The organism is Sorangium sp. So ce1036 (assembly GCF_051369805.1).
Lineage (GTDB): Bacteria > Myxococcota_A > Polyangia > Polyangiales > Polyangiaceae > Sorangium > Sorangium cellulosum_F.
In genome coordinates this window covers 4,521,396-4,544,917 of the sequence record NZ_JBBMOX010000001.1, presented here as the reverse complement: position 1 = coordinate 4,544,917, position 23,522 = coordinate 4,521,396, and the positions used below count along the sequence as shown (strand labels likewise).

General features: G+C 75.0%; 18 protein-coding genes. 7 read left to right on the top strand and 11 right to left on the bottom strand.

Going from position 1 to position 23,522, the window contains the following annotated elements; all coding sequences use genetic code 11:
- Window position 1 precedes the first annotated feature (1 nt).
- Window positions 2-568, bottom strand: coding sequence for a hemerythrin domain-containing protein (locus WMF31_RS17235; RefSeq protein ID WP_436602991.1), 567 nt, complete (start codon window positions 566-568; stop codon window positions 2-4).
- Window positions 569-749: 181 nt separating this feature from the next.
- Window positions 750-1,751 (bottom strand): serine/threonine-protein kinase, encoded by a 1,002-nt coding sequence (locus WMF31_RS17230; RefSeq protein ID WP_436602990.1) that lies wholly within the window; start codon window positions 1,749-1,751, stop codon window positions 750-752.
- A gap of 372 nt (window positions 1,752-2,123) precedes the next feature.
- Here WMF31_RS17230 and WMF31_RS17225 point away from each other — a divergent pair, with 372 nt between their 5' ends.
- Window positions 2,124-2,678: an exonuclease domain-containing protein gene (locus tag WMF31_RS17225; protein ID WP_436602989.1), complete on the top strand. Its 555-nt coding sequence runs from the start codon at window positions 2,124-2,126 to the stop codon at window positions 2,676-2,678.
- 28 nt (window positions 2,679-2,706) lie between these two features.
- Here the strand turns inward: WMF31_RS17225 and WMF31_RS17220 are convergent, their stop codons facing one another.
- Window positions 2,707-5,103 carry a spermidine synthase gene (locus tag WMF31_RS17220; RefSeq protein ID WP_436602988.1) on the bottom strand — a complete coding sequence of 799 codons (2,397 nt, stop codon included), beginning with the start codon at window positions 5,101-5,103 and terminating at the stop codon, window positions 2,707-2,709.
- A gap of 60 nt (window positions 5,104-5,163) precedes the next feature.
- Complete coding sequence (locus WMF31_RS17215; RefSeq protein WP_436602987.1) at window positions 5,164-7,080, bottom strand: ImmA/IrrE family metallo-endopeptidase; 1,917 nt, start codon at window positions 7,078-7,080, stop codon at window positions 5,164-5,166.
- A 143-nt stretch (window positions 7,081-7,223) separates the two neighbouring features.
- On the opposite strand from WMF31_RS17215, the gene WMF31_RS17210 reads away from it, so the two are divergent.
- Window positions 7,224-7,916 (top strand): HAD family hydrolase, encoded by a 693-nt coding sequence (locus WMF31_RS17210; protein WP_436602986.1) that lies wholly within the window; start codon window positions 7,224-7,226, stop codon window positions 7,914-7,916.
- 22 nt (window positions 7,917-7,938) lie between these two features.
- Here WMF31_RS17210 and WMF31_RS17205 read toward each other — a convergent pair whose 3' ends face one another.
- Window positions 7,939-9,156 (bottom strand): AAA family ATPase, encoded by a 1,218-nt coding sequence (locus WMF31_RS17205; protein ID WP_436602985.1) that lies wholly within the window; start codon window positions 9,154-9,156, stop codon window positions 7,939-7,941.
- 167 nt (window positions 9,157-9,323) lie between these two features.
- Complete coding sequence (ileS, locus tag WMF31_RS17200) at window positions 9,324-13,208, bottom strand: isoleucine--tRNA ligase (protein WP_436602984.1); 3,885 nt, start codon at window positions 13,206-13,208, stop codon at window positions 9,324-9,326.
- Window positions 13,209-13,312: 104 nt separating this feature from the next.
- Here ileS and WMF31_RS17195 point away from each other — a divergent pair, with 104 nt between their 5' ends.
- Entirely contained in the window at window positions 13,313-13,903 is a 591-nt protein-coding gene (locus tag WMF31_RS17195) for a Uma2 family endonuclease (protein WP_436602983.1), read from the top strand.
- Between the two features lie 43 nt (window positions 13,904-13,946).
- On the opposite strand, the gene WMF31_RS17190 is transcribed toward WMF31_RS17195, so the two are convergent.
- The 4 genes from WMF31_RS17190 to WMF31_RS17175 form a co-directional block, all read right to left on the bottom strand.
- Window positions 13,947-14,567: a thiamine phosphate synthase gene (locus WMF31_RS17190; RefSeq protein WP_436602982.1), complete on the bottom strand. Its 621-nt coding sequence runs from the start codon at window positions 14,565-14,567 to the stop codon at window positions 13,947-13,949.
- Window positions 14,568-14,584: 17 nt separating this feature from the next.
- Window positions 14,585-14,917 (bottom strand): tetratricopeptide repeat protein, encoded by a 333-nt coding sequence (locus tag WMF31_RS17185; RefSeq protein WP_436602981.1) that lies wholly within the window; start codon window positions 14,915-14,917, stop codon window positions 14,585-14,587.
- Window positions 14,918-14,984: 67 nt separating this feature from the next.
- Entirely contained in the window at window positions 14,985-16,259 is a 1,275-nt protein-coding gene (locus tag WMF31_RS17180; RefSeq protein ID WP_436602980.1) for a glycosyltransferase family 4 protein, read from the bottom strand.
- 516 nt (window positions 16,260-16,775) lie between these two features.
- On the bottom strand, window positions 16,776-17,558 hold the full coding sequence (locus WMF31_RS17175; protein ID WP_436602979.1) for a thiazole synthase: 783 nt from the start codon (window positions 17,556-17,558) through the stop codon (window positions 16,776-16,778).
- A gap of 133 nt (window positions 17,559-17,691) precedes the next feature.
- Between WMF31_RS17175 and WMF31_RS17170 the strand changes: the two genes are divergently transcribed.
- The 4 genes from WMF31_RS17170 (at window position 17,692) to WMF31_RS17155 (ending at window position 22,312) form a co-directional block, all read left to right on the top strand.
- On the top strand, window positions 17,692-18,366 hold the full coding sequence (locus tag WMF31_RS17170) for a hypothetical protein (protein WP_436602978.1): 675 nt from the start codon (window positions 17,692-17,694) through the stop codon (window positions 18,364-18,366).
- The gene (locus WMF31_RS17165; RefSeq protein WP_436602977.1) at window positions 18,353-19,309 is read left to right on the top strand and encodes a matrixin family metalloprotease; all 957 of its coding nucleotides are present in this window, start codon (window positions 18,353-18,355) and stop codon (window positions 19,307-19,309) included. Before WMF31_RS17170 ends, WMF31_RS17165 begins: the two co-directional genes overlap by 14 nt.
- Window positions 19,306-20,517, top strand: coding sequence for an HRDC domain-containing protein (locus WMF31_RS17160; RefSeq protein ID WP_436606570.1), 1,212 nt, complete (start codon window positions 19,306-19,308; stop codon window positions 20,515-20,517). The genes WMF31_RS17165 and WMF31_RS17160 overlap by 4 nt, the downstream gene beginning before the upstream one ends.
- A gap of 118 nt (window positions 20,518-20,635) precedes the next feature.
- Entirely contained in the window at window positions 20,636-22,312 is a 1,677-nt protein-coding gene (locus WMF31_RS17155) for a mechanosensitive ion channel family protein (RefSeq protein WP_436602976.1), read from the top strand.
- Between the two features lie 39 nt (window positions 22,313-22,351).
- Here the strand turns inward: WMF31_RS17155 and bioB are convergent, their stop codons facing one another.
- On the bottom strand, window positions 22,352-23,425 hold the full coding sequence (bioB, locus tag WMF31_RS17150; RefSeq protein ID WP_436602975.1) for a biotin synthase BioB: 1,074 nt from the start codon (window positions 23,423-23,425) through the stop codon (window positions 22,352-22,354).
- Window positions 23,426-23,522 lie beyond the last annotated feature (97 nt).

The following is a 23,522-nucleotide window of genomic DNA, read 5'->3' as shown; positions in this document are numbered from 1 at the left end:
CTCAGCAGCCGCGGGCGCGGAGCGGCTCGCCGCGTCGGCGCGAGACCGGGCGGACGATGCGGCAGGGATAGGTGCTGCGCCTCGACCAGCCGCGCGGCGGCCTCGCGAGCGGGCCGATCGCGGGCACGCCGACGCGCAGCAGGACCTCGTACGCCCGCTCGAGATCGCAGCCGATCACGTCGAGCTGCTCGTCGGTGAGGCCGCGCTTCGCCTTGGGGAAGAGGACGCCCTCCTCCTCGTCGGCGTGGTGGGCGAAGACGTCCCGCAGGAGCTTCAGCCGCGCCTCGAAGCGCACGTCGGTCGCGCGCGTGCGCAGCAGGTTGTCCGCCGCGAAGCGCGCGAGGCCGTGCTTCTCGTACGCCTCGTGGAGCGGCTTTCTGTCGCCGGTCATCCGCTCGGCACACACCGGATAGAGGTACGTCTCCTCGATGCGTACGTGCGCGTCGATCATCCGGGAGAGCTGCGCGACCATCGAGGTCCGGCGGCCCGGGCTGGACTCGGCGGCGATGCGCTCCATCAGCGCCCTGACTTCGAGATGCTGCTGCTCCAAGAGATCGAGTGCGTCCATGGGGTTCCCCTCGCGTGAGATCACCGCGCCGCGTCGCCGCCCGTGGGCAGCGCGTGCACAGCCCGGCTCGCGGTGCTGCGTGGCGCGGTGCAGGCGGGCACGGTCGTGGCAAGGAGCGGGCCGGCCGTTCGGCGCGCGCGCAGCGCCCGCGCCGCGCGCGCCCCCTCGCCGCGCCGAGGGGCTACGCGCGGACCGCGGCGAGCGCGTCGCGCATCGCGGCGGCGCCGGCGAAGCGGTGGTCGGGGTGCTTCGAGAGCGCGCGGGAGAGCACCTCGTCCAGCACGCGCGGGACGTCACGGCGCTCTCGCCGGAGGGGCACGGGCGAGGAGCGCACGATCGCCACGAGCACGTCGAGATCGCCCCGACCCCGGAAGGGGAGCTTGCCCGAGAGCGCGTAGTAGATGAGCAGCGCGGCCGCGAACAGATCGCTGCGCTCGGTGATGGCGCGGCTGCGCATCGCCTGCTCGGGCGACATGAACCGCAGCGTGCCCACGAGCGAGCCAGGGCTGTCCGGCGTGACGCCGTCGCCCGTGTCCGCGCCGGGCTCGTGCGCGAAGCCGAGGTCGATGAGCTTGACGGTGGGCGCGGCCTCGCTGGCGCCGGACGGCGCGTCGACGAGCAGGACGTTGCCGGGCTGGAGGTCCCGGTGGACGACCCTGGCCGCGTGCATGGCCGCGAGGCCGGCGAGGATCTGGTCCGCGAGGGCGAGCGCGCGGCGGAGCGGCAGGGGGCCGTTCCGCCGCACCTCCTCGCCGAGCGTGACCGCCCGGAAGAGCGGCATGAGGAAGAACGGGCGCCCGTCCTCGAGGCGCCCCTCGCCGAGCACAGGGCAGACGTTCGGGTGATCGATGCGGCGGGCGAGCCGCACCTCGCGCGCGAACCGGCTCGCGATCCCGGGATCGCCGGCGTGCACGCGCCGGAGCACCTTGAGCGCCACCGGCTCCCCGGTCGCGGTGCGACGGGCCGCGTACACCGCGCCCATCCCCCCCTCGGCGATGAGCCGCTCGATGTGCAGTCCCTGCTCTGTGCGGCCGACGAGCGGATCGCCCGAGGAGACCCCATCCCCGGGGCGCCTGGCGCCGGCCCGGCCCGCGGCCGCGCCGTCGAGCGCCCCGGGGTGGTGCGCCCTCGCCGCGCGCCGTTCACGGCCCGGATGGCATACGATGCCGGAACGAGGGGGCACCGATCCCTCCTCGGGGCCGTCGCGATCCACCGACGCAGCCTCGGGGATCGCCCCAGCAACCTCGGAGGGGTCCCTGGCTGAACCGGGAGTGGTACGGAGATGACAGCCAGGTGTCACGCGGGGAACCTCGTCAGAAATTACCTGACGAGTGTCCATGGACCTGGCCCCTCAAGCAAGCGGATTAGGGCCCCAAATGACGGGTTGGTGACGGACCACACCTCGTCTTATGTCCCGTTTTTACTAGTTTTTTTCCCTGGACACAGCAGACCGTCCCAGGCGCTCCTGATTGTCGGGGAAATCCCGAACATCATTGCGTCCCGATCGCCGTTACCATGCCAGCGTACACATTCAAAAACGTGAGGATTATTACTTATGGCAAAGCGCCTTGATCTCATCCTCGTGGTGGATGTCGAGTCGACGTGCTGGGAGGGCGACCCGCCGCGGGACCAGGAGAACGAGATCATCGAGATCGGCGTGTGCACGCTGGAGGTCGCGTCGGGCCGGCGCCGCGATCGGCGCTCGATCCTGGTGCGCCCGGAGCGCTCGGTCGTGAGCCCGTTCTGCACGAGCCTCACGACGCTGACGCAGGAGCAGGTCGACGCGGGCGTCTCGTTCAAGGAGGCGTGCGCGGTGCTCCGGGGCGAGCTCAAGGCGCAGGACCGCCTCTGGGCGAGCTACGGCGACTACGACCGGCGCATGTTCGAGCGGCAGTGCGAGGCGCGCGGCGTCCCGTTCCCGTTCGGGCCGAGCCACCTCAACGTGAAGAGCCTGTTCGCCGTGACCTACGCGCTGTCGCGCGAGATCGGGATGGCCGAGGCCCTGGAGCGGGTGGGCCTGCCGCTCGTGGGCACGCACCACCGGGGCGACGACGACGCCTACAACATCGCCGGCCTGCTCGCGCACCTCCTGCTCGCCGCGCGGCGGTGAGGCGCGCCGCGCGGAGGCCGGGCCGCGCTCACGCCCCCGGCGCCCCGGACCGCGCCCCCGCGGCGCGCGCCGCGGGGGGAGCCTCGGGCATCGCGGCGCCTGCGCCGTCCTGCGCGCCCGCCTCGTCGTCCGGGGCGACCTCCCCGGCCGCGGCGGCCGGCGGCACGGCGGCGGCGAGGAGGTACGCGAGGCCCGCGCAGAGCAGCAGGGCGCTGTAGCCGAGGTTCATGGCGCACAGGGCGCCGACGGCCATGGCCACCGCGCCGGCGAGCGCGGAGAGCCCGAAGCACCAGGGGAGCAGCGCCGGCGAGCGCGAGGCGACGAGCTTGACCCCGAGCGGCGCGAGCGAGCCCGCGAGCAGGCCGACCGGCGCGAGGACGACGACGGCGAGGGCCGCGCGCAGGAAGGGCGCGAGGCCGAGGCTCCATTGCGTGAGCGGGACGAGCCCCACCGCGGCGAGCGCCGCGGCGGCGACGAGCAGCGCCGCCAGCGTCGCGGCGGCGCCGGCGGCGGCGGGCGGCGCCACCCGGGCGGTGAGCAGGCCGCCCCCGCCCACCGAGACGAGGAGGACCACGAGGACGGCCGGGAGCTCGTGCGCAGGCAGGTCGAGCAGGACGAGCGCGTGCCGGACGAGCGCGAGGCCGACGAGCGCGAAGCCCGCGCCGATCGCGGCGAAGAAGAGGAGCGCGCGGGCGCGCGGCGCGGGGGCCGCCGCGCGCGGGCCGAGGCGCCCCGCGAGCAGCGGGAGGAGCACGCCCAGCGCGAGGAGCCCCGATCCGCCGGCGAGCAGCGCGAGCAGCGCGGAGAGGCCCGCGTGCTCGGCGCGGAGCGCCTCGAGATCGCCGAGCACCGCGGGGAGGCGGCGGGCCGGCACGCTGTAGGAGAAGAACGGCCTGTCGTCGGTGGGCGGCGTGAGGTCGACGCGCGCGTCGGGGGCCGCGGCGCGGGCGTCCGCGGTCGCGACGAGCCGGCCGCGCGCCGGGGTCCGGGGGCGGTCCGGGGCGAAGGCCTCCGAGAACCTGTGCCTGCGACAGTGGCGGCGCAGCGCGTCGATCTCGGCGCGCGCGAGCGGCGCGCGCTTGACGAGCAGCGCGGTCTGCTTCGCGGCGCCGCACCCGAACAGGTGGTCCCCCGGCGCGCCCGCGCCCGCGCGGCGCAGCGCCGCGGCCGCGAGCGAGAGGAGGCGGTCGAAATCGCCGTCGGCGCGGGTCACGACCAGCGTGCCCTCCGGCGCGAGGCGCGCGAGGAAATCCGAGAGCCCCTCGAGCGTGTGGAGCCGGCTCTCCGACAGCGCGAGCGCGCCGACCGTCGATCCCGCCGGGGCGTCGGTCGACGCGATCACGATGTGCCTGAAGCGCAGCGGCGTGCGCCGGATGAAGCTGCGCCCGTCCGTCACGGCGACGCGGACCTCGGGTCGGTCGAACAGGTGACCGCTGAACTCGGCGTAGCGGCCGCGCATCGCCTCGACGACGTCGCGGCTCTCCTCGACGGCGTGCACCTCCTTCTGCCCGGCCTTGAGCGCGGCGCGGAGGTCGCGCCCGCCGCCCGCGCCGACGACGAGCACGGGGCCGCGGTCCCGGTGGAGCGCGTAGGCCATGTCCTCGGGCCGGGGAGGAGGCTGCGTCTTCGCCGCGAGGATCGCGCTGGCCCCGGCGCCGTCCCTCCGCATCCACGCGGTGCCGGCCCTCGCGCGCTCGACCGTGATCAGCGCCTGCTCGCTCCAGGACTCGAGCTCGGGCGCCGCCCCGCGCAGGCCGGTGAGCCGGAGCCACGGGGCGCCGATGTCGCCCGCGAGGAGCACGGCGCTGCCGAGCACGAACGTGGCGACGAGGCCGCCCGACGCCCGCGGCTCGTCCTCGCGGACGCGCGACGCGAGGTAGAAGAAGACGCCCGCCACGGCGAAGAAGATCGCCGCCGCGAGCGCGGCGCGGGGCGCGCCGGCGCGGAGCGCGGCGGCCGCCGCGAGCCCCCCGAGCGCGCCGCCGACGAGGGAGAGCAGGTGGAGGCGGGGCATCTCCGCCGCGGCGTGCCGGATCGCCGCCGCGACCGCGAGGCCCGCGAGCGCGAACGGCACGGCGGACGCGGCGTAGAGCAGCGCGAGCCAGAGCAGCGACCGCGGGGCGGGGCCGGCGGCGGCCCCGCGCTGCGCGAGCAGGATGACCGCGGCGAGCGTGGCGCCCGACGCGAACGAGGAGAGCGCCGCCATGCGGGCGAAGAGCGAGGGCGGGCGGGCGATCGAGGGGGCGAGGTGGAGCAGCACGCCGCCCACGCCCGCGCCGAACGGCGCGAGCGCGAGCGCGAGGAACGCGTAGGGCCCGCCGAACAGGGCGGCGAAGATCCGCGTGAGCGTGATCTCGAGCAGGACCGTGGCGCACGCGAGGGCCGCGACGCCGCTGAACAGGCCGCTCCGCTGGGAGACCCACATGGGCCCGCTCCTACCACAGCGCGCAGCGGTCGCTCACCTCTCCCGGCGCGGAGCGGTCGCTCACCGCTCCCGGCCGAGCGGCACGAGCGGCCAGGGCGCGAGCAGGGGCACAGGTCCGCTCGGCCGGAACCCGGGCGCGCGGCCCTCCCCCTGCCCGGCCGGCGCCGGGCCGCGCGCGCCCGGCCCGAGCGGCGCGCCCGCGTCGCGCGCCGCCGCGCCGCTCTGCCGGATGGCGCGCGCGCACTCCTCGACCGTGAGGCGGCGCGGGCCGTAGGCCGACGCGTTCGCGGCGTCGGCGTCCATCAGCCGGGTCGGGGTGTCGATCCCGAAGTCGTCGGGGTGCCCGGGCTCGTCGAGCAGGACGTGGCCGAGCTCGTGGGACAGCGCGAACGAGGCGCGATCCGCGCGCAGGCCGGCGCGGTCCTCGATGATCGCGTTCCGGATCGCCCCGCCGTCGGCGAAGATGAACGACTCGCCGATCCGCCCGCCGCCCGCGAAGCTCGGGACCATCACGACGTCGACCGTCGCGGGATCGCCGTCGTCGAACGCCTTGAGCAGCGCGCGCTCCTCGACGGTGCCGGCGATCGCGTCCGTGTCGCTGAAATGCTGGAGGCCGTCGTCGAGGTCCACGGCGCCGATGCACGCCGTGAGCGTGGCGTCGGTGCTCAGCGCGCCCGACGCGGGCGGCTCGATCGTCGCGAGCGCGCCGCCCGGGCGCCGCACGAGCACGTCGGTGGTCCCGTGGGCGCCCGCGCCGATGACGGGGTTGTCGGAGAGGCGCACCGAGAACCCCGCGGCGCCGATCGCCGCGGCGACGGCGCGGGCCGCCGCGGCCGGGCGCATGCGGGGCGCGATCGCCGCGGTCACCTCGCGGCCGTCCACGCGCACCCGGATCGCGCCGCCGCTCGCCGGCAGGCCGTGGTCGCAGCCGATCGCGAGCAGGTGCGGGCGCGGCGGATCGACGAAGGTGATGTCGAGCTCCTCGGGCGGGCCGAAGCTCACGCCGCAGGCGCCCCAGAGGGCGTTCGCGCGCTCGACCTCCGCGCGCGCGATGGCGATCGCGCCCGCGTCGTCCCCGCCCATCGGCGGCGGTCCGCCCGCGCGCGGGCGCACCATGAGGATCCGGAGGCGCGCGCGCGTGCGCCCGAGCGGCCCGAGCGGCGAGGAGCGCGGGCCGGCGATGCGGATCATCTGGAGCTTCGGCCCGCCGGGCAGGGCGACGACGAGCGCCCCGCCGACCTCGCCCTTCACGGACCGGTCCGCGATCATCGGGTGGCTGCGGTCGATGTCGTCCGCGACCGCGCGGATGGGGCGCGTCGATCCGCACGCGAGGCCCGGCGCGACGTCCCCCGGGCACGGCACGTGGCCGAGCGGCACGCCCGGCAGGCGGTCGATCACCTCGCCGGAGGGCGCCATCGCGTGCAGGTCGAGGGTCGTCGGGATGTCCTCCGGCGCGCCGATCACGAGCAGCCGGATCGCGTCGGGGTCGTCGAGGTTCCCGAACGGGTCGTCGCCGAGCCGATCCGGGGGCGTGCGCTGCAGCGACGCGTGGGAGCGCGCCATGTCGATGCGGCGCCCGGCGCCGTCGAGCGCGCGGACCTCGAACGCGCTGATCTGCAGCGCCCCGCCGGCGAGGGGGATCTCGCTGCGCCCCGGCCGGGTCGCCTGGATCTCGACGCGGCGGGCGCGCGCGGGGATCGCGCCGCCGGGCGCGAGGGGGCTGCCGTCGACCAGGAGGCGCACGCCCGCGGGGAGCGACACGGGCCCGCGGAGCGCGCCGCGCGGCCCCGCGTGGCGCCGCAGCGCGAAGAGCTCCGGGGAGGGCGGGACGCGCGGCTGCTCGCCGTCGGGCACGCCGTCGGCGTCGTCGTCGTCCTGATCGACGACGAGCAGGACGCGCTCGGGCTCCGCGCCGGACGTCGCCGGGCAGAGGAGCGCGGCGAGGAGCGCCGCGTGTGCCAGAAGCCGCCGGTTCATGTTCGCATCGCCCGTGCCCGCTCGCCCTCCCCGGGGAGTCTATCGCGCCCTCGGTCCGGCGCCGCTCGCGCTCGCGCGCCGCGCGAGATCCGTCGGGAGCGCTCCGATGGCGGTGGGTCGCCGGCCGCGCCACGTGTCGTGCCATGGTCAGCGTCAGCGCGGTCATTTTCGACGTCGACGGGACGATCCTCGACACCGTCGACCTGCAGGCGACCGCCTGGCAGCGAGCTCTTCAGCGCTTCGGCCACGAGGTCTCCCTGGAGAAGCTGCGCCACCACATCGGCAAGGGGGCGGATCAGCTGCTGCCGGTGTTCCTCTCGGCCGAGGAGCTCCGCCGGATCGGCGCCGGGATCGCGGCGCTGCACGGCGAGCTCTACGGGCGCGAGCTCCTCCCGCGCGCGCGGGCGTTCCCGAAGGTGCGCGAGCTGTTCGAGCGCGTCGCGCTCGACGGGCTCCGGATCGTGCTCGCGTCCTGCTCGCCGCGCGGCGTGCTCGACGCGAGCATCGAGCGCGCCCGGGTGGGCGATCTGCTCTCGGGGGCGGTCTCGGCCGACGACGCGGACAGGTCGAAGCCGCACCCCGACGTCTTCGAGGCCGCGCTCGACCGGCTGGGCAGCGTCGATCCGCGCGAGGTCGTGATCGTGGGCGACGCGCCGCACGACGCCGAGGCCGCGGCGAAGCTCGGCATCCCCACGGTGGGGCTCCTCTGCGGGGGCTTCCCCGAGATGGAGCTGATCGAGGCCGGGTGCGTGGCCGTCTACCGCGATCCGGAGGATCTCCTCGCGCGGCACGAGGCCTCGCCGCTCTCGCCGTCCTCGCCGCGGCGCCCGTTCTAGATCGGCCGCGGCACCGGGGGGCTCAGGAGGCGCCGGGGACGAGATCGGGGGGTGACGGGCGGGCGCGCTCGCCTTCCGAGGCCAGGAGCCGCTCCCGGAGCGCGCCCCGCTGCGACCCGTCGAGGGGCGCCGCGGTCGTCGCGCCGTCGCGGCGCTCCACGGCGTAGACGGCCTCGCTCGGCAGGAGGTCGAGGAGCGCGGGGCTCTCCGTCGTGAGCAGGATGTGGCGCTGCGCGGAGGCGGCGCGCAGGTACTCGAACAGCGCCGGCAGCGCGCCGCGCTCGACGCCCGCCTCGGGGTGCTCGAAGCCGGCGAGCACGAGCGGAGGCTCCTGCGAGAGCGCGGTGACCATGGCCGCGAGCCGCAGCGTGGCGTCCGGCTCGTCCGCGGCGGCCCTCCAGCGATCGCGCCCCTCGCCGTCGACGCCGTGACGCAGCTCCGTGACGAGGAGCCCGCCGGACGACGACACGCGGGCGTCGTCGACGTCGCCGGTCACCTGGGCCAGCCCCGCGAGGAAGTCCGCCTTCCAGCGCTCTCGCTCGAGCGCCCGGAGGACGGAGCCCCAGTTGTCGCCGCCCGCGCGGAGGCGCCGGGAGGCGCTGAGCTTCTGGGGCGCGCGGAGCGTGCGCGGCGCGAGGGAGTACAGGACGGCGCGGCGCAGCTCGTCGAGCATGGGGGTGAGCGGGCCGTCGGAGAGCAGCGGCAGGACGAGCCTCGCGCCGCTCACGGCGATCGGGGCGACCCCGCGGTAGGCGAGCATGCCGCTCCGCCCCTTGTCCTTGCGCGAGAACCCCTTGGGGCTGCCCTTCAGCCGGTCGAACGAGACCTCCGGCGGATCGCTGCCGGGGTCGAAGACGTCGCGGAGGCCCGGCTTGACGAGCCGCGTGAGCGCGCTGCGCTGCCACCACGCGGCCGTCTCGCTCTTCACGCGCGTCTCGCCCTCGCGGTCGCCGGGCGCGAGCTGCACGAGCCAGAACCCGTGCCCCTCGGTCCTGGAGACCGCGACGCCGAGGGTGGTGAGGGTCGCGTCGCCGCGCAGGCGCTGCAGCGCGCCGCCGCGCCGGCTGGCCGCGGCCTGCTCGAGCGCCCCGCTCGCGCACTCGGCGAGGAAGCGCACGGCGTCGAGCAAGCAGCCCTTCCCCGAGCCGGGCGGGCCGACCAGCGCGGTCAGCCCCCCGAGGGTGAGCTCGAGGCCGGCCCCGATGCCGCCGTAATTGCTGGCGTAGACGTGGGTGATCATCGCCGCGCGGAGCCCCTCGTCGAGGACATCCCCCCTCCTTCCCGCGCTGCGGCGACCCCTGTGCCGGCCCCGGCGGCGCAGCAGGGACGAGCTTACACCAAGCGGGTATGGGATCGACGCGCGCGGCGCGCGCGGCGCGTCGATCCCTCTGCGTGCTGGCTGACCGATCAGGACGCGCGCGCCAGGCCGATCTCGAGCGCCTCGCCCTCGACGGAGGCCTCCGTGGCGCTGGATTCCCCGTCGATCTGGCCGCCCACCACCAGCTCGGCGGCGAGCGACTCGGCCATGATCATCGCCCGCGCCGCGTCAGCGACGCGGCACACGCGCTGGCTCCCCCGGATCGCGAGGCGGATCCGGTCGGTGAACTCCAGCCCAGCGCCCTTCCTGGCCGCCTGCACGCGCGAGAGGATCTCCCGCCCGAGCCCCTCGTCGCGGAGCGCGTCGGTGAGCGCCGTGTGCAGCACGACGACCCCCGCGCGGCCGCCGGCCGCCGCGAACCCCTCGCCCGCCTCGACCGCGACGTCGATCTCCTCGGGGCCGAGCTCCACCGGCTCGCCGTCGAGCGCGATCGTGATCTTCCCCTCGGTCGCGAGCGCCGCGCGCAGCGCCGAGGCGTCGGCCTTCGCGAGGACCTGCTTCGCGAGCTGCACCTTCTTGCCGAGCTTCGGGCCGAGGGCGCGGAAGTTCGGCTTGAGCACGTAGCGGACCGCGCTCCCCTCCTCGCCGGGCTTGAGGAAGCGCACCTCGTGGACGTTCAGCTCCTCGGCGATGAGGGGCACGTGCTCGGCGAGCGCCGCCGAGAGCCCTTGCTGCGACAGCACCACGTCCGCCCGCGAGAGCGGCTGCCGCACCTTGAGCTTGTTCGCCGTGCGCACCTGCAGGCCGAGCGAGACGAGCTCGCGCACCGCGCGCATCTCGACCGCGAGCGGCTCGTCGATCGCGGCCGCGTCCGCCTCCGGGAAGGCCACGAGGTGCACGCTCTCCGGCTGCGACGCGGGCCACGGCCGCCGCACCAGGTTCTGGTACATGGCCTCGGCGAGGAACGGCGTGAACGGCGCGATCAGCTTGGCGAGCGTGACGAGCGCCTCGTACAGCGTGAAGTACGCGTCGCGCTTGTCCTGCGCCGCGCGCACGGCGCCCGGCGCGACCTCGAGCGGCTCGGCCGACGGGGCCCAGAAGCGCGCGCGGCTCCGCCGGACGTACCAGTTCGAGAGCGCGTCCACGAGATCGACCAGCCGCTGCGCGGCCTCGTACAGCCGGTACTCGTCGAGGTGCGCCGTCACCTCCCGCGTCGCGAGCGCGAGCTCCGAGAGGATCCACCGGTCGAGCAGCGACCGCGCCTTCGCCGGCCGGTAGCCGGCGCTCGCCGCGAGCGCCGCGGGCGAGGTGTCCCTCGCGTCCGGGTTCCCCTCGGCGGGCGAGAACCCGTCGATGTTCGCGTAGATGGTGAAGAACGAGTAGACGTTCCGGAGCTTGACCGCGAACTCCTTCTGGGTCGCGCGCACGTTCGTGAGCGAGTGGCGCGTGTTCGTCCACGGCGGGGAGGACGCGTAGAAGAACCAGCGGAACGCGTCGGCCCCGGGCGCGGGCGTCGACGGATCCTCGATGATGACGCGCTGGTCCTGGGGCAGACGAAACACCTCGTTGGGCTTCACCTCGGCGCCCGCCGCCCGCTCCTTCTCTCCGAGCGGCTGCGAGAGCGGCGCGAGGCCCAGCCGCGCTCGGCCCCCCGCGCTCAGCAGCACGACCCGTCGAGGCACCCTCTTCGAGGGGCGCAGGCGGAACTCCAGCGCGTCCGCTTCCCGATCGGCGCGGTAGATCCTGACCTTCGCCGCGTCGCCGGTCAGATCGAGCCCCTCGTAGTCCTCCCTCGCGATGACCGCGACGTCGTCCTCCTCGGGCTGCCGCTCGTGCACGTTGCTCGGCGTCTCGATGGGCGCCGCGAACTCCATCCGCACGCGCTCCAGGATCACCTCGGGCGGCGTGTAGTTGCCCTTCGACTTGCTCTCCTTCTTGCCCTCGCGGTCGCCGACGTGCCCCAGCACGACGCACGTCCGGTACGGGTGCGGGTAGCTCCGGGGCCGCGACAGCCCGAGCTTCTCCTGCGTCGCCTCGTCGAAGACCAGCGTCGAGACCATGAGCAGCGAGTAGAACCAGCCGCGCGTCTGGTCGATCGCCTCGCTGATGAAGTCGGCCGGGAAGGCGCGGTCGAAGAGCTCCTTCGAGCCGGGCGCGTGCGGGTAGCCCCACTGCGCGAACGGCATGCTCCCGCTGTCGAACCAGGCGTCGATGACCTCCGTCACGCGCCGCATCTCGCCGCCGCACGTCGGGCACGGGAACGTGACCTTGTCGATCCACGGCTTGTGGACGATGAGGTGATCGTTCAGGCCCGGATCGGCCCTCTTCGCCGCGTGGAAGTGGTCGAACGCGCGCGGGTTCAGCGCCTCGATCTCGGCGACCGACGCCGGGGCGTGCTGGTGCTCCTCGCTCTCCTTGCAGACCCAGACGTTGAGCGGCGTCCCCCAGTACCGCTCGCGCGAGAGCGCCCAGTCGACGTTGTTCGCGAGGAAGTCGCCGAACCGGCCCTCCTGGATGTGGGGCGGGAGCCAGCGGATCGCGCGGTTGTTGGCGATCGCCTTGTCGATGTTGTCGCGCGTCCTGATGTACCAGGCGGGCCGCGCGAGCTGGATGAGCGGGTCGTCGTCCGCGCGCCAGCAGAACGGGTACTCGTGGCGGTACTTCTCCTCGTGGACGAGCAGCCCGCGCGCCGCGAGATCCTTGACGATCAGCGGATCGGCGTCCTTCACCCAGACGCCCGAGAACGGCGTGAGCCCCGGCTCGAACGTGCCGTCCGGCCGCACCGCGCAGAGCATCGGGATCTCGCCCGCGGCGCCCGGATCGAGCTCCGCGACGCGCCGCCGGTGCGCGTTGAAGTCGTCCTCGCCGAACGCGGGCGCGACGTGGACGACGCCGGTGCCGGCGTCGAGCGTGACGAAGTCCGCGCCGAGGACCAGCCAGTAGAACGGCTCGTCCCCGCCGTCCTTCCTGCGCGCCCGGGCGTCGAACAGCGAGCTCGAGAAGCCGTCGAACGGCGGGCGGTAGCGCTTGCCGACGAGCTCGCTCCCCTTGAGCTCGCGCAGCACGGGCAGGTCCCGCTTGAGCTTCTTCGCGAGCTCCTCGCGCAGCGCCGCGGCGACGATGAGCTTCTTGACGGCCGGCGCCGCCGCGCCGCCCTGCGCCCCCGCGTCCACGACCACGTAGTCGAACTCGGGCCGGACCGCGGCGTACCCGTTCGAGGGCAAGGTCCACGGGGTCGTCGTCCACGCGCAGAGCGCCGTGTCCGGCTCGTCCACGAGCGGGAACGCCACGAACACGCTGGGGTCGTCGACGGTCTTGTAGTTCGAGCCGACCTCGGCCGCGCTGAGCGCCGTCCCGCCCTGGGGCCACCACCAGCAGACGCGGTGGCCGCGGTAGAGCAGCCCCTTCTTGTGCAACTCCGACAGCGCCCACCAGACGCTCTCGACGTAGCTCCGGTGGTAGGTGACGTAGGCGCTGTCGAGGTCGACCCAGAAGCCGATCTTGTCGGTCAGGCTCTCCCACGCCTCGGTGTACCGGAAGACGGAGTCGACGCAGCGCGAGATGAACGGCTCGACGCCGTAGCGCTCGATGTCGGCCTTGCCGTGGATGCGCAGCTCCTTCTCGACCTCGACCTCGACCGGCAGCCCGTGCGTGTCCCAGCCCGCCTTCCGCGGGACGTCGTAGCCGCGCATCGTCTTGTAGCGGGGGAAGACGTCCTTCACGGCGCGCGTGAGCACGTGGCCGTTGTGCGGCATGCCGTTGGCCGTCGGCGGGCCCTCGTAGAAGACGAACGTGCCCTTCGACGGGCCGGTGGCGCGGGTCTCGGCGCGGAGGGTCTTCTCGAAAATGCGGCGCTGCTTCCAGAAGGCGAGGATCTTCGCCTCGTCCGCGGGGAAGTTCAGCTCGGTCGCCACCTTGTCGAACAGGGGCTCGAGCGGGCCGTCGGTCGGTTTCTTCGAGGGGGCTTCGGACATGGCCCGGCCTAGTAGCAAGGCGGGTTGCCAGCGTCGAGGAGGCGCTGGGGCCCGCGGGGCAGCGCGCGGGGCGCGGGGCGCGGGAGGGGTGCTAGACTCTGGCGATGAGCGCGCAGCACCCGCTGTTCCCCGGCAACGCACCCGACGTGGAGGCCGCGTTCCAGGCCGTACCGGACGAGATGGTCGCCGAGATCCTCGACGGGGAGCTGTTCACGTTCCCGAGGCCGGCGCGGCCGCACACGCGGACGGCGTCGCGGCTCGGGCGCCGGCTCGGTCCGTTCGATGACGATCCGGGTGAGCCCGGGGGCTGGGTCATCCTCGACGAGCCCGAGCTTCACCTCGGACCGGGGCCCGACAAGGTCGTCCCCGATCTCGCCGGCTGGCGCCGCGAGCGCATGCCCGATGCGCTCGGTCCCGACGACGCGCCGGCGCACTACGACATCGCGCCCGACTGGGTCTGCGAGGTGATCTCCCCCGGCACCGAGCGCGTCGATCGCGGCAAGAAGATGCGGATCTACCGGCGCGAAGGCGTCCGCCACGCCTGGCTCATCAACCCGGTCGCGCAGACGCTCGAGGTGTACCGGCTCGACGACGGACGGTGGTCGCTGCTCGACACCCACGAGGGCGACGAGGCCGTGCGGGCCGAGCCGTTCGACGCGCTCGAGCTGCCGCTCGCCGCGCTCTGGGCCAGGTAGCGCGCCGCCCGGCCCGGGGCGCGCGAGGGCGCGGCGGCGAGGCTCACGCGCCGCCGGGCGGGGCCGGCAGCGCGCCGCCGAAGTCGGCGCGGATGGCGGCCACCCCGTCCGCGCCCGCCGCGAGGCAGCGCGGTGCCGAGGCCGCGTCCACGCCGCCGAGGGCGATGAGCGCGACGCTTCGCGGGGCCGCCGCGAGGCGTGCCCTCGCCTCGCGGAGCGCCTCCGGGCCGAGCGGCGGGCCCTTGCCGGGGGTCGCGAAGATCGGCGAGAGCACGGCGGCGTCCGCCCCGGCCTCGGCCGCGCGGAGCACGTCGTCCACGCCGTGGCACGCGACCGAGACGAAGGCGCCCTCGCCGAGCAGGGCGCGCGCGTCGGCGACCCCGACCGAGCGGCGGCCGAGGTGCACGCCGTCCGCGCCGAGGAGGACCGCGAGGTCCAGGCGGTCGTTGACGATGAACGACGCGCCGAGCGCGGCGGTGGCGTCGCGTAGCCGCCGGCCGAGCGCGTGGAGCGCCGCGCCCGAGAGCGCCGGGTCGCGGAGCTGCACCGAGACGCGCGCGCGGGCCTCGGCGGGCAGGGCGCCGAAGGCCGACAGGCGCGCGAGCAGGAGCGGTTCGGGGACGTCTGCGGTCTGCGTGATCAGGGTGAGCCGCGGGGTCAGCATGGGGCCGTCGTCGCTCGCTAGCGCGCGGGGTCGTCCGGGGCGCGGTCGTCCGGAGCGCGCCCGCCCGGAGCGCCCGCGTCGCCGAGCGCGTCGAGGTCGCGCCGGGCCATCCGCGCGAACCGGCTCGAAGGGTAGCGCTCGATCAGGAAGCGCAGCGTGTCGACGCGCGCGCGGCGCTCGCCGCTCGCCTTGAAGCGCTCGGCCAGCTCGTACAGGGCCTCGCTCGGATCCTCGTACAGGCGACGATCCGGATCGACCTCGCTCGCGCACTGGTAGGGCGCCCGCGCGACGGCGGCGAGGACGACGAGCGAGCCGAGGACCGCGCGGAAGCCGGTGAGCACGAGGACCATTCGCCGACAGGGGGCCGCGAGCGTCAAGGGCCCGCGCGCCCGGAAGCCGCGCCCCCCGGCGAGGCGCCTAGGTCAGCGGAGCGCCCGCCCGCGCCGCGCCGTTTTCCATCCCGCTCTTCGGAACCGGGGCGCAGAACGGCAGTTCGTCGCCCTCGCGCCCGTCCGCGCCCCGCCGGCGCGCGCTGCGAACGGCGCAGAGCAGCGTCTCGTGGAGGGCGCGCGCGCTGTCGTCCCAGTCGCGCCCGCCGGCGAGCTCCGCGACCCGTGCCGGATCGTACGCCTGACGCGCGGCGCGCCGCAGCGCGTCGGCGAGCGCGGCCCTGTCCCCCGGGGGGACGAGCTCGCCGAGCTCGGCGCTGTGCAGGATGTCGGGGATGCCGCCCACGCTCGTCGCCACCACGCGCCGCCCCGCGGCGAGCGCCTCCAGCACGACGTTGGGCGTCCCCTCGTGCAAGCTCGGGAGCACGAGGGCGTCGCACGCCCCGAGCCAGAGCGACACCTGATCGTGCGGCAGGTAGCCGGTCACCGTCAACCTGCCGCCGAGCCGGGCGGCGACCGCCCTGCACGCCTGCTCTTCCGACCCGCTGCCCACGATCGCGAGATCGATGTCCGGGTCCCCGCGCGTGAGCTGCTCGAACGCGGCGAGGAGGTCGAGCACCCCCTTGTCGCGGTTGAGGTGACCGACGAAGAGGAGCAGCTTCGAGCCCGCGGGCCGGCCGAGCGCCGCGCGCGCCTCGGCGCGGCTCCGCGGCCGGAACAGCCGGAGATCGACGCCGTTCATGATGAGGTCGATGCGATCGCGCGGCACGCCGAGCGCCTCGACGCCGTCGGCCAGCGTGCGGCTCACCGCGACGACCCGGGTCGCCCGGGAGAGCCCCCAGCGGAGCGGCCCCCGCATCCGCGGATCGCGCGGGATCACGTCGATGTCCGAGCCATGGACCTTGATCACGGCGGGCACGCCGAGCAGCCGCGCCAGGCAGACGGAGGCGAAGCCGTCCGGATAGGCGAACGCGCCGACGATCACGTCCGGCCGCGGCCCGAGCCGGACGATCTCCGGGAGCATCGACGCCGCGTAGAGCGGGCCGTTCAGCGCCGGCGCGACCCTCGGGACGTACAGGTAGCGCGGGTGCCGGACCGGCAGCCCGTCGATGACCTCCTCGCGCGGCGCCTTCGCGCCGACAGGCCACCTGGAGAGCCGCTCCATGCCGGGGAACCACGGGATCGTCGCGAGCACCCGCACGTCGCAGTGGCGCGACAGCGCGGCGAACTGCCGACGGTTGTACGGCGCCTCGTCCGGATGGACCGCGTTGGGAAAGATCTTCGTGATCAACAGCACGCGCATGCGCCGCAAGAGCTCCTCCTGTCTCCTCGATCCGAGGCGGCGAGCGCCCCGATGGATGCCGTGGTTGGACCGCGTTGCCCACGCAGTATGACGGGCGCGCGGGCGTGCCGCGAAGCGCGGCGCTGCGCCACCCGCGCGCCGTCTCCGCCGTGGTCGTCGAGCCGCTCGCCGCGCGCGGTGGTCTGCGCTCCCGCCGGAAGGGACGTGGGCTCGGCGCGGGCCGGGCGCGCCGGGCCAGGGAGTCGGCCGCGCGCTCAACGTTCCATGGCATGGTGGCTCAAGCAGGTGAGCGTACCATGGCAGTGGCGTGTCGTTTGATTGAGTTCTCACGCCGCCTCGCCCGCGGGACGCTTGGTGGCGTCCATGGCGTCGGCGGCGTCGGTGGTATCCGCTGCGTCGGTGGCGTCCGCTGTGTCAGTGACGTCGGCGGCGTCCGCTGCGTCGGTGGCGTCCGCTGTGTCAGCGACGTCGGCGGCTTCCGCTGCGCCGGCGGCGTCGGCGGCGCGGCGCTCCGCTCTACAGCGCGCCGATCTTGCCCTGCTCCGGCGACGACGCCGTCGCATAGAGCCGCTTCGGCATCCGCCCCGCGAGGTACGCCATCCGCCCTGCCCGCACCGCATCCCTCATCGCCTGCGCCATCAGGATCGGATCCCGCGCGGACGCGATGGCCGTGTTCAGCAACACCCCATCACAGCCGAGCTCCATGGCCACGGCCGCGTCGCTCGCCGTCCCGACGCCCGCGTCCACGATCACGGGGACCCTCGCCGCCTCGCGGATGATCATCAGGTTGTAGGGGTTGCGGATGCCGAGCCCGGAGCCGATCGGCGCCGCCAGCGGCATCACCGCCGCGCACCCGATGTCCTCCAGCTTCCGGCAGACGATCGGGTCGTCGATGCAGTAGGGCAGCACCGTGAAGCCCTCCTTGACCAGGATCCGCGCCGCCTCCAGCGTCGCCTCGTTGTCCGGGAACAGCGTCCGCTCGTCCCCGATGACCTCGAGCTTCACGAGGTCGGACAGCCCGAGCTCGCGCGCGAGCCGGCAGGTGCGGACCGCCTCCTCGGCCGTGTAACAACCCGCCGTGTTCGGCAGGATCTTGAATCGCCCCTGCTGGAGCAGCGACATCATCGATCCCTCGCCACGAGCCTTCAGGTCCACGCGGCGGAGCGCCACCGTGACCACCTCCGCGCCGGACGCCTCCAGCGCGCGACGGGTCTCATCGAGATCCTTGTACTTGCCGGTCCCCACGAAGAGGCGGGAAGTGAACGTGTGGCTGCCGATCGTCAACGCGTCGCTCGTCATCGCAGGCTCCTCGGGTCTCGACGGGTCCCGACCCAGACGATCTGCTAGTCGGACCGGGACACAGGGTCCAGCGCCTCGACCACGCTCGGGGTTGCCGGCGCGCCCCGCTCGGCAGCGTGGTATCGTTGCGCGCATGTCTCCCAGAGCGTTTGGTTTGACCCTCCTCGTCGCGCTGCCCGCCGCGCTGACCCTCACGCCGGGGGGCGGCTCCGGCACGGCAGCTCAGGGGAGCGCCGGTGCGCTCCCGCTCCTGTCCGGTCCGCGCGAGGCGCATGCGGCCGTGTCCATCCAGCTCTCGCTCGATGAGCTCGTCTCGTTCGCCTCGTACGTCGTCGTCGCGACGGCGACCGAGCAGCGCAGCCAGTGGGAGGAGATCGGCGGAGCCAGGCGGATCGTCACCTACACGCGCCTGACGGTCGACCGCGCCGTCGCGGGGCAACCCGACGCGGACGTGTGGGTCAGGACGCTCGGGGGCGTGGTCGGGGACGTCGGGCAGCAGGTGTCCGGCGACGCCCACCTCAAGCTCGGGACGCAGGCGATGCTCTTCCTCACGCGGGCGGGCTCCGCCGTGGTCGTCTCCGGCATGGCCCAGGGGCACTACCCCGTCGTCGACGGCGCGGAGCCGCGCGGGCTGACCGGCGGGCCGCGCGTCGCCGCCCGGCGGCTCGCCCCGAGCCCGGGCAGCGGGACGCTCCTGCCCCGGCCGGGGCCGTCGATCTCGGCGCGCGAGCAGCTCGTCGGCGCGACGCTCGACGCGGCGATCGACCTCGTGGGCCGGGCCTGGAAGGCGAAGCATGCGCAGCAGTGATCCCGTGATCTCCGGGCGCGCGCGGCGCGGCGCCGCCCTGGTCTCCAGCCTGATCGCCGCCGCCGCGCTCGCCCACCCCTCCCCCGCCCTCTCGTACTGCCGCACCAGCGTCTGCCCCGAGACGAAGCAGACCGCGGCCGTGTGCACGCCGGCCCAGCCGAACGACTGCGGCATCCCGCTCGCCTGGCCGTCGCCGTGCGTCAGCTACTCCATCCAGGAGGACGCCTCCACGCAGGTCTCGCTCGCGGAAACGGAGGCGATCTTCGAGGAGGCGTTCGCCGCCTGGACGCAGGCCGACTGCGGCGGCGGGCGGACCCCGCGCATCGAGCTCGTCTACACCGGCCCGGTCGCGTGCGACGCGCACGAGTACAACCAGACGAAGGGGAACGCGAACATCATCACGTTCCGGGACGACGGGTGGCCGTACGCGGGCGCCGGCAGCACCCTCGCGCTCACGACCGTCACCTACAACCTCAAGACCGGCGACATCTACGACGCCGACATGGAGATCAACTCGTCCGACGTGGACCTCTCGATCGGCGACTCCCGCCCCTCGTTCGACCTGCTGAGCATCGCGACCCACGAGGCCGGCCACTTCCTCGGGCTGTCCCACTCGAGCGAGCTCGAGGCGACCATGTTCGCCGACTACCGGCCGGGGACCGTCGCGCTCCGCGACCTCGACGACGACGACCGCGCCGGGATCTGCGCGGTGTACCCGCCCGGCGCGCCGATCAAGGGGTGCGATCCCACGCCGCGCCACGGCTTCTCCGGCGAGTGCGCCGCCGATCAGCCCGACGAGGAGGACGGCGGCTGCGCCGCGGCGCCGGGCCGCGGCGGCGCGCGCGGCGCAGGGATCCTGCTCGCCGCGCTCGCCTCGCTGGGCGCGGCCGCGAGGGCGCGGCGCGCCGCGCCCGGGCGCCCGCGCCGGGAGAGGTCCCGCTGAGCTCGGCCGCCCTCGTCCTCGTCGAGCGCGACGCCGATCTCGCCCGGCTCGTCGAGCGCGCCGCGCGCGCCGACGCGATCGCGGTCGACGTGGAGGCCAACGGGCTGTTCGCGTACCGGCCGCGGCTCTGCACGGTCCAGCTCGCCTTCCGGGAGGGGGATCGCGTCGCGGTCGGGATCGTCGACGCGCTCCGCGTCCCCGTCGCCCCGCTCGCGCCGCTCCTCGGGGCCGCGGGGCCGCCCAAGGTGCTGCACGATCTCACCTTCGACGCCCGCATGCTCGCCGAGGCGGGGGCGCCGCTCGCCGCGGCGCGCGACACCTCGGTCGCCGCGCGCATGCTGGGGCGCGCGGCGACCGGGCTCGGCGCGCTCCTCCTGTCCGAGCTCGGCGTGAAGGTCGACAAGCAGCTCCAGCAGCACGACTGGGCGCGCAGGCCGCTCGCGCGCGCCGAGCTGTCCTACCTGGCCGACGACGTGCTCCACCTCCTGCCGCTCGACGCGCGGCTCGCCGAGCAGGGCCGCGCGCTCGACATCGAGGACGAGATCGCGGAGGAGTGCGCCTACAAGCTCGGCGCGGCGCTCGGACCGCCGCGCGATCCGCGGCCCGCCTACGCGCGCATCAAGGGGGCGCAGGCGCTCGATCCGGAGGGCCGGGCGATCCTGCGGCGCCTCGTCGACGCGCGCGAGGCCGCCGCCGCGGCGGCGGACGTGCCCGCCTTCAAGATCGTCGCGAACGAGGTGCTGCTCGAGCTCGCGCGGCGCAAGCCGGCCCGGGCCGACGACGTGCGCGCGGTCCGCGGGGCCGCCGCGGGCCGCGCGGCGCCGCTCGTCGAGGCGTGGCTCCGCGCTGCCCTGCAGGGGCGCGCCGACGGCGACGTGCCGGAGGAGGACCGCGCCCTCTTCCAGCCGGTCCGCCCGTCGCGCAGGGAGCTCGCCGCCCGGCGCGCGCTGGAGGGCCGGCTCACGGCGTGGCGCCGGGCCGAGGCGAAGGCGCGGAGCGTGGACGAGCAGGTCGTGCTCCCGGGGCACTGCGCGCAGGATCTCCTTGCCATCGCGCTCGCGGAGGGCCACGCCGGGGACGCGGCGGTGGCCGCCGCGATCGCGCGCATCCCGGGGCTCGGGGCGCGCCGGCTCGCGCGGTACGGCAGGGCGCTCGCGGCGCTCGTGGCCGCGGCGCGGGAGAGCGAGCCGCCAGGCGCGGCGGTGTAGCCGGCCCCTCCGGAGCGCCCCCGGGGCGCGGCGCCGCCCGCGAACGCGCCTTCGCGCGCGGTGCGTCGGGCGCCGCGCGGTCGACAGACCCGCCGCGCGATGGAAATAGGAGGGCCCCATGCCCCGGACCGATCCTGACGCGCCGCGATGGCGCCGCTTCCTGCCGGCGACGTGGAGCTTCCGCGCCGCCTTCGCCTTCGCGCTCGTCTTCGGGTGCGTGCTGCTCGGGGCGCGCGCCGGAGAGCTGTCCCCTCCCCCGCCGCCCTCGACGCCGCCCCCGGTGAGCGCCGCCGAAGGCGTCGACGAGGCGACCCAGGTCGCGCCCGACTCGCCGCGCGCCTCCCTCCGCAAGTTCATCGATCTCTGCCGCGCGGGCAACTACGCCGAGGCGGCGCGCTACCTCGACGTGCCCCCGAGGGCAGACGGGGTGGCGCTCGCGCAGCGGCTGAAGGCGGTGCTCGATCGGCACCTCTGGCTGGAGCCGGACGCCCTCTCGCCGCACGCGCTCGGCGACACCCAGGACAACCTCGGCAACGGCGTCGAGCAGATCGGCACGATCCCCACGCGGACGGGGGCGCAGCCGGTGCGCCTGGTGCGGCGCGTGACCCCGGACGGCGTGCGCTGGCTCTTCTCGCGCGCCACCGTCGTGCGCATCGACGAGTGGTACGCGCAGCTCGAGGATCGCTGGCTGCGCGATCACCTGCCGCCCGCGCTGCTGCGCCCCGGCCCGCGCGAGCTGCTCTGGTGGCAGTGGCTCGCCCTGCCGATCCTCGCGCTGGCCAGCTGGGTCGTCGGCGCGGTGCTGAGCTTCCTCCTGCGCGCCGCGCTCCGCCACCTCGTCCTCCGGACCGAGTCGACGCTCGACGACGCGCTCCTCGCGGTGGCGCGCGGCCCGCTCACGTTCGCGGGGGCGCTGCTCGCCATGGCGGTGGCGCTCCCCTGGCTCAAGCTCTACCTGCCGGCCGAGCAGTTCCTCGACGCGGTGCTGCGCGCCGGCGCCTTCGTCGCCGTCTTCTGGCTCGTCCTCCGCGGGATCGACGCCGTCGGCGGCCGCCTGCTCGAGGCCCCCGCGACGCGCGACAACCCCGCGGCGCGCTCGCTCGTGCCGCTCATGGGCCGGATCGCGAAGGTCACGATCCTGATCATCGGCGCCATCGCCGTGCTGTCGGAGCTCGGCTACCCGGTGGCGAGCCTCATCGCCGGCCTCGGCATCGGCGGCGTCGCCCTCGCGCTCGCCGCGCAGAAGACGGTGGAGAACCTGTTCGGCTCGGTCTCGATCGGGATCGACCGGCCGCTTCAGGTCGGCGATTTCGTGAAGATCGACCTGGTCCTCGGCACCGTCGAGAGCATCGGGCTCCGCTCGACCCGGATCCGCACGCTCGACCGGACCATCGTCACGATCCCGAACGGCAAGCTCGCCGATCTGCAGATCGAGTCGTACACGGCGCGCGACCGGATGCGCCTGCACTGCTTCCTCAACCTCGTCCGCGAGACCACCCCCGCGCAGCTCCGGGCCGTCCTCGAGGGGTGCGAGCGCGCGCTGCGCGAGCACCCGCACATCTGGCCCGACGACGTCGTCGTGCGCTTCGTCGGCCTCAGCCCCTCGTCGCTCGACGTCGAGATCATGGCCTGGTTCCAGACGCAGGACTTCGGCGAGTTCCGGACGATGCGCCAGGAGGCGCTGTTCTCCTTCCTGGAGGTCATCGCGTCGTCCGGGTCGAGCCTCGCGTACCCGACCCAGACGGTGCGCTTCGCCAAGGGCGCCCCGGAGCGCCCGCAGCCCGGCCTGTCCTAGCGCGGGCGGCGCTCGGCCCCGAGGCGGAGGCGGACCGCGCTAGGCGCGGGCGTCTCCCCTCGCCTCGGCGCACGCGGCGGGCGCCATCGGCTGGAGCCCGGCCTTCTCGATGAGCGCGCGGTCCTCGTCGGGGCCGGGGTTCGGCGTCGTGAGCAGCTTGTCCCCGTAGAAGATCGAGTTCGCCCCGGCGTACATGCAGAGCAGCTGCGCCTCGCGCGAGAGCTCGGTCCGGCCCGCGGACAGGCGGACCATCGAGCGCGGCATCATGAGCCGCGCGACCGCGATCATCCGGACGAACTCGATCGGGTCCACGGGCGGCAGGGCCTCGAGCGGCGTGCCCGCGGCGCGCACGAGGGCGTTGATCGGCACGCTCTCGGGGTGCGGATCGAGGCGCGCGAGCTCGACGAGCATCTCGCAGCGGTCGGCGATGGACTCGCCCATGCCGATGATGCCGCCCGAGCAGACGGTGATGCCCGCCCGCCGGACGTTGCGGAGCGTGATCAGCCGCTCGTCGTACGTGCGCGTGGAGATGATGGACTTGTAGGCCTTCCGCGACGTGTCGAGGTTGTGGTTGTAGGCGTCGAGGCCGGCCTCCTTGAGGCGGCGCGCCTGGTCCTCGGTGAGCATGCCCAGGGTGCAGCACGCCTCGAGGCCGAGCGCCTTCACGCCGCGCACCATCTCGACGACGCGGTCGAAGGCGGGGCCGTCCTTCACCTCGCGCCACGCGGCGCCCATGCAGAACCGGGTCGAGCCGCCGGCGCGCGCGCGCTCCGCCGCCGCGAGGACCGCGCCGACGTCGAGCATGCGCTCCGGCCCGACCTCGGTCTCGTGGTGGCTCGACTGCGGGCAGTAGGCGCAATCCTCGGGGCAGCCGCCGGTCTTGACGCTGAGCAGCGTGCAGAGCTGCACCTCGTGCTCGCCGTGGAACGCGCGGTGGACCGAGCGCGCGCGGTCGATCAGGGCGAAGAGCGGGAGATCGTGGAGCGCCGTCGCCTCCGCGACGGTCCAGTCGTGGCGCACCTCGCCCGCCGCGCCCGCCGCTGGGGCGCGCTCGCCCAGATCACCGCGCCCACCCGTGTGCCCCGCCGCTTCCGTTTCGATCCCATCGAGCATGGGCTCGCTCATAGCCAGGCTTGGGGCGCCGCCGCAAGCGAGGCGCGCCGACCAGGGCGATCCCCCTCTTCCCGAGCGGTGGGTTCCGGGGGAGTCG